Annotated in this window: 7 protein-coding genes and 1 pseudogene; 6 read left to right on the top strand and 2 right to left on the bottom strand. The window is 69.4% G+C overall.

Going from position 1 to position 4,525, the window contains the following annotated elements; all coding sequences use genetic code 11:
* From ABZ079_RS36720 to ABZ079_RS36710, 3 genes and pseudogenes are all read left to right on the top strand, one after another.
* Positions 1-100: pseudogene (locus ABZ079_RS36720) on the top strand (IS5/IS1182 family transposase); the annotation flags it as partial.
* A gap of 16 nt (positions 101-116) precedes the next feature.
* Positions 117-452, top strand: coding sequence for a hypothetical protein (locus ABZ079_RS36715; protein ID WP_356943779.1), 336 nt, complete (start codon positions 117-119; stop codon positions 450-452).
* A gap of 704 nt (positions 453-1,156) precedes the next feature.
* Entirely contained in the window at positions 1,157-1,477 is a 321-nt protein-coding gene (locus ABZ079_RS36710) for a TnsA-like heteromeric transposase endonuclease subunit (RefSeq protein WP_356943778.1), read from the top strand.
* A gap of 127 nt (positions 1,478-1,604) precedes the next feature.
* Here the strand turns inward: ABZ079_RS36710 and ABZ079_RS36705 are convergent, their stop codons facing one another.
* Positions 1,605-2,510: a helix-turn-helix transcriptional regulator gene (locus ABZ079_RS36705; RefSeq protein ID WP_356943777.1), complete on the bottom strand. Its 906-nt coding sequence runs from the start codon at positions 2,508-2,510 to the stop codon at positions 1,605-1,607.
* A gap of 168 nt (positions 2,511-2,678) precedes the next feature.
* Between ABZ079_RS36705 and ABZ079_RS36700 the strand changes: the two genes are divergently transcribed.
* Positions 2,679-2,978 carry a putative quinol monooxygenase gene (locus ABZ079_RS36700; RefSeq protein WP_356943776.1) on the top strand — a complete coding sequence of 100 codons (300 nt, stop codon included), beginning with the start codon at positions 2,679-2,681 and terminating at the stop codon, positions 2,976-2,978.
* A 471-nt stretch (positions 2,979-3,449) separates the two neighbouring features.
* Here ABZ079_RS36700 and ABZ079_RS36695 read toward each other — a convergent pair whose 3' ends face one another.
* Entirely contained in the window at positions 3,450-3,659 is a 210-nt protein-coding gene (locus ABZ079_RS36695; RefSeq protein WP_356943775.1) for a DUF6262 family protein, read from the bottom strand.
* Here ABZ079_RS36695 and ABZ079_RS36690 point away from each other — a divergent pair.
* Positions 3,643-3,876 (top strand): hypothetical protein, encoded by a 234-nt coding sequence (locus ABZ079_RS36690; RefSeq protein WP_356943774.1) that lies wholly within the window; start codon positions 3,643-3,645, stop codon positions 3,874-3,876. The two genes, ABZ079_RS36695 and ABZ079_RS36690, sit on opposite strands and share 17 nt — an antisense overlap.
* Before the next feature lie 15 nt (positions 3,877-3,891).
* Positions 3,892-4,284, top strand: coding sequence for a VCBS repeat-containing protein (locus ABZ079_RS36685; RefSeq protein WP_356943773.1), 393 nt, complete (start codon positions 3,892-3,894; stop codon positions 4,282-4,284).
* Positions 4,285-4,525 lie beyond the last annotated feature (241 nt).

The raw sequence follows: 4,525 nt of genomic DNA, 5'->3' as shown, positions 1-4,525 counted from the left end.
GGTGTGGGTCGACGGCGGCTACCGCCAGCACCTCGTCGAGCACGCTGCCACCCTCGGCATCGACATGGAAATCACCCAACGCAGGCCCGGGACCAATGGCCGGCCAGTTGCGCGTCATGGCGGCGGAGCAGCAGGCGGGCGGCTCGGGAACCCGGTGGCGGGCCACCGTTCCTGACGAACAACGGTTCGGCATCACGCAGTTGGTCGACGAGGCGCGTGAACAGCTGGTGGAGTTGCGCCGCGTGCACAGCGGCACCACCGCTGAGGTGGCCCGCACGCTGCTGGAGCACCTCAGTCAGAGTGCCGAGCTGATCGACCGAGCCGTGCTGCATACCGCCGCCGCGGCCGTCGCCTCCGGGGTGGCGCTGGAGGAGGTGGCCCAGTGGTCCAGTCTGCCCGCCGAGGAGCTGGCTGCAATGTTCGCCCTGGGTGAGGGTGAGGGTGAGGACTGACTCAACGGCCTGCAATGGGAACGTGAAAGTGCGGGACTCTGCACTGACACCGGTGCCCGGTCGCGGCACCCTGGGTGCCGCGCGCAGCCCCAAATCCGGCGGTTGCACCGATGTTGCGGTTACCGGCCGGTTCTCCTGCGCGGCAGGTCAGGCATGGCGTTGTGTGGAGTACGTGATCATCGACAGCGGCCAGGAGGCCGCCTCGTCCGCGGTGCCCGGGGCCGGGTGCCGCGTCCCCGAGCCGCACAGTACGGGTGGTGCTGTTCGACGCGAAGAAGCTGCGGCTGTAATGCCAGCCTGATCGATGTGCGCTTTCGAGACCCTCTGGGGTGCTCGCGTCAGGTCCCGTGGCTTGGGGCTGCGCAGGACGTCGTCTTCGAGGAAAGTCCTGTAGTACGGCCTTTCCCCGTCCGGCCTGGGCGGCGTGTTGCTCCGGGCTGGTGGTGGTCGTAGACGACCGGGCGGCTGGTGGCGTACGGGTCCGGTGTCATGCGGACCGAGCTCATGCTGCTGGACCGGGATCCGGCGGTGGTGGCGCTGGCCTGCCGGCCGATGGAACTGGTGTGGCGTGAGGAGAGCAGGGTCGTCGGTCATGCACCGCGGCTGATGGCCAGGCTTCAGGACGGCAGCGGCCTGTTGCTCGACTGCGCCGGACGCAGCGGACCCTCTGCCCGACTGGCGGCGCGGGCACGGGTTGCCGGGTTGTGGCGGCTGCCGTCAAGGCAGCGGGCTGGTCCTACCGGCTCGCGGGGCCGCCGGATCCGGTGCTGGTGGCCAATGTGCGGTGGCTGGCGGGTTACCGGCATCCCCGGTACGCCGCAGGGCCGCGGATGCCGGCTCTGGTGGAGGTGTTCGCCAGTCCGCGGCCGGCGGTGGAGGCGGTGTATGAGCTGGGTGACCCGATCGCCGTGTGGCCTGCGGTCTTTCACGCACTGTGGAGCGGTGTGCTGCGGGTGCGGCTGGACGAACCACTGCACGAGCGTGCCGTCGTCTCAGTCGCACGGCAGGAGGTCGAAGCGGCGTGACGCAAGCGGTTGTCGAGGTCGGGGCGCGCCTTCGCTATGACGGACGGGTATGGACGCTCGCCGTGTTGGAAGGCGCCCGGGCCACGCTGGTGACCGACGAGGGCACCTCGTCCGTGGTGCTGCTGCCCTACCTGTTCGCCGATCCGTCCTTCGAGACGGAAGGCCGCCGTGGCTCGTTGGGAGTCTCCGCGTTCTCGGCCGCGGGCAGGCTGAGGCTGGCGAGCAGTTGGAGAGTTCTGGCGGCGTCCGAGCCGTCCGGCGCGCTGTAGATCATCATGGTCATGTCGGGGTCGTCCGGGGCGCGCATGGCGACGTAGTCCAGAGTGAGGTCGCCGAGCTGGGGGTGGGCGAAGCGCTTCTTGCCGCGGGTCTTGCCGCGGACGTCGTGGTCGGCCCAGAGACGGCGGAAGCCGTCGCTGCCCAGGGAGAGCTCGCCGATGAGGCTGACCAGCTGAGGGTCGTCGGGGTGGCGGCCGGCGTCGAGGCGAAGGTTGGAGACGGTGTCACGGGCCTTGTCGTCCCAGTCGGGGTAGAGGTCCTGCGATGCCTCGTCGAGGAAGACCAGCCGGGCCATGTTCCGCTCGGCGGCGGGCATGGTGGGGAAGTCGGCGATGAGGGCGCGGGCCATGTCGTTCCAGGCCAGGATGTCCAGTCGGCGGCCGATGATGTAGGCGGGGACGCCGGTGAGGGCGTCCAGGGCCTGGCGTATCTCGGCGCCGACCTGCTGCGGGCGGCTGGGGCGCTTGCGGGTGGTGGTGGGCCGGGCGAGGTTGCACAGGTGGGCGCGTTCGTCGCTGTCGAGGCGCAGGGCGCGGGCGACGGCGTTGAGGACGTCGGTGGAAACGTTGCGTGCGCGGCCCTGTTCGAGGCGAGTGTAGTAGTCGACGCTGACGCCAGCGAGCAGGGCGAGCTCTTCGCGGCGCAGGCCGGGCACTCGTCGCTGGCCGCCGAAGTCGGGGACGCCGGCGTCAGTGGGGGTGAGTCGGGCCCGCCGGGCCTGCAGAAACTCGCTGAGCTGCTGTGCGCGATCCATGGGTCCAGTGTTGCGGGTGCCCGACTCGTTCTGCCTGGCCCTGGCAGACCCAGGCAGGCCGGACCCCGGTTGATCGAAGCCCTGGGTGGCCTTGGGATCGGCTTGCAGTATGGACGTCGTTCGCCCGCCGGACATCCACTGCAAGACCACTTCACCTGGAGTTTTCTCATGCCAAACACTCTCACCCTCGTCGCCAGCTTCGTCGCCAAGCCGGGGCAGGAGCAGCGTCTGCGGAACGAGCTGAACGCGATGATCGCGCAGTCCGTTGCCGAGGAGGGCTGCTTGGGATACCAGCCCTTCGTCGACCCCAACCACCCAGAGCGGATGATCATCCTGGAGGAGTGGGTCAGCAACGAAGCGCTGGAGTACCACTTCACGCTGCCGCACTTCAAGCACGTCGCGAAGGTGCTGGACGAGATTCTCGCCGAGCCGTTCACCCTGCGGAAGCTGACCGACATCCCCGCCTGAGACCAAGGCGTCAGCGCTCAGGCCGCCCCCGGAACTGATCCGGGGGCGGCCTCACGTGGTTCGTGCACCTGGTCTGCGACGTCAGCGCTGTAGTCCGCCTCGCCAACGTAGGGGAGCGCTCAGTCACAGGACCGGGTCGCGCCGTCAGGCGCGGTTTGTCGGAACCGTCGACGTCACTGCTGAACTCCCTGTGAGGGGTCGGTGATCTGGGCTTCGAGGTCGGCCGTGCGGCGGTCCTGGAAGCGCAGGGTGGAGCGGGCAGCCTTGAGGCGTTCGTCCAGAGTGCGGTTGTCGGTGGTGAGCTGGCGGACGCGCTGTTTGAGGGTGGTGTTTCCGGATCCGCTGGATGGCTTCCTGGATGCACTCGGCCTGCAAGTTGCGGACCTGACCTAGGAGTTCACCGATGCGGGTGCGCTGGGCGAGGATCTCGGTGTGGGCGGCCTTGAGGGCGTCTTCGGCGTTCAGGGCGCGTTAGCGCCAGGTCGCTTCGCGCTCGCCGTCCTGCTCGGCGAGTGTGCGGGATCGGCGTTCGCCGGCCTGGGTTATCGCAGCGGCGACCGCGGCTCTGGCCTCGGCGTTGTCGTAGAGGAAGGTGCGCGAGACGTCCGCTCGGCGTGCGACGGCGGCGACCCTGACCTGGGCTTTCTCGCGCCGGAGTCGGGTGATGGCCCTGTCCGGCATCCTGCCGTCGGGCCAGATGTACGTGTACCTGCCCGACGGGAAGGGCGGTTTCGACGACAGGTCAGGCGCCTACGTCTGGCCGCACTTCAGGTTCGGGGTGTCGATCGACCCTGATCTGACCGGCTACCAGGACGGCGGGGGTCGGTACAACATCGTCTTTTCCCCCGGCACGCTGGGCGGCGCCAAGCACCCCGACCTGCTGGCCCGTGACAAGTAGAGCCTCCTCTGGCGCTTGCAGACCAAGGCGGACGGTTCGCTGACACCGCGCGTCAAGATCGGCTCCGGATGGAACCAGTTCACCCAGGTCGTCGGTCAGGATGACCTGACCGGCGACCGCAAGCCGGACATCGTCGCCCGCGACAAGCAGGGCACCCTCTGGCTGTACAAGGGCACGGGCGATCTACGAAAGCCGTTCGCGTCGCGCGTGGAGGTGGGTTCCGGCTGGAACCGGTTCAACAAGCTGGTGGCCACGGGTGACGTCGACGGCGACGGTCACAGCGACCTGCTCGCCCGTGACGCCAAGGGCGACCTGTGGCTGCACAAGGGGACGGGCAGAGCGGCCGCACCCTTCAAGTCCCGAGTCAAGATCGGCACCGGCTTCAACCAGTACCGCGACCTCTTCTGAGTGATGCGGACCCGATCCGGGCCTCCGTCCTCGGCGAGCCGATGGCGGGCGACGTCACAGCGGACCTGAGGCCGAAGCGCGCGACGAGCACGCGGACCACCAACGCCGTTATGTGGGACCGCCGCCGTACGCGGTCGTGGGCGGGGCGCCCGCCCCCCCCGGCGCCCCCCGCCGCCCCCCCCCACACCACAACCCCCCCCCGGGGGGGGGGGGGGCCATTGCGCAGTACACCCCCCCGCGC

It is taken from the genome of Streptomyces sp. NPDC006314 (assembly GCF_040613075.1).
In the GTDB taxonomy this organism is placed as follows: domain Bacteria; phylum Actinomycetota; class Actinomycetes; order Streptomycetales; family Streptomycetaceae; genus Streptomyces.
Note: the sequence above shows the minus strand (reverse complement) of the source record. Positions and strands in the feature narration are given on the sequence as shown.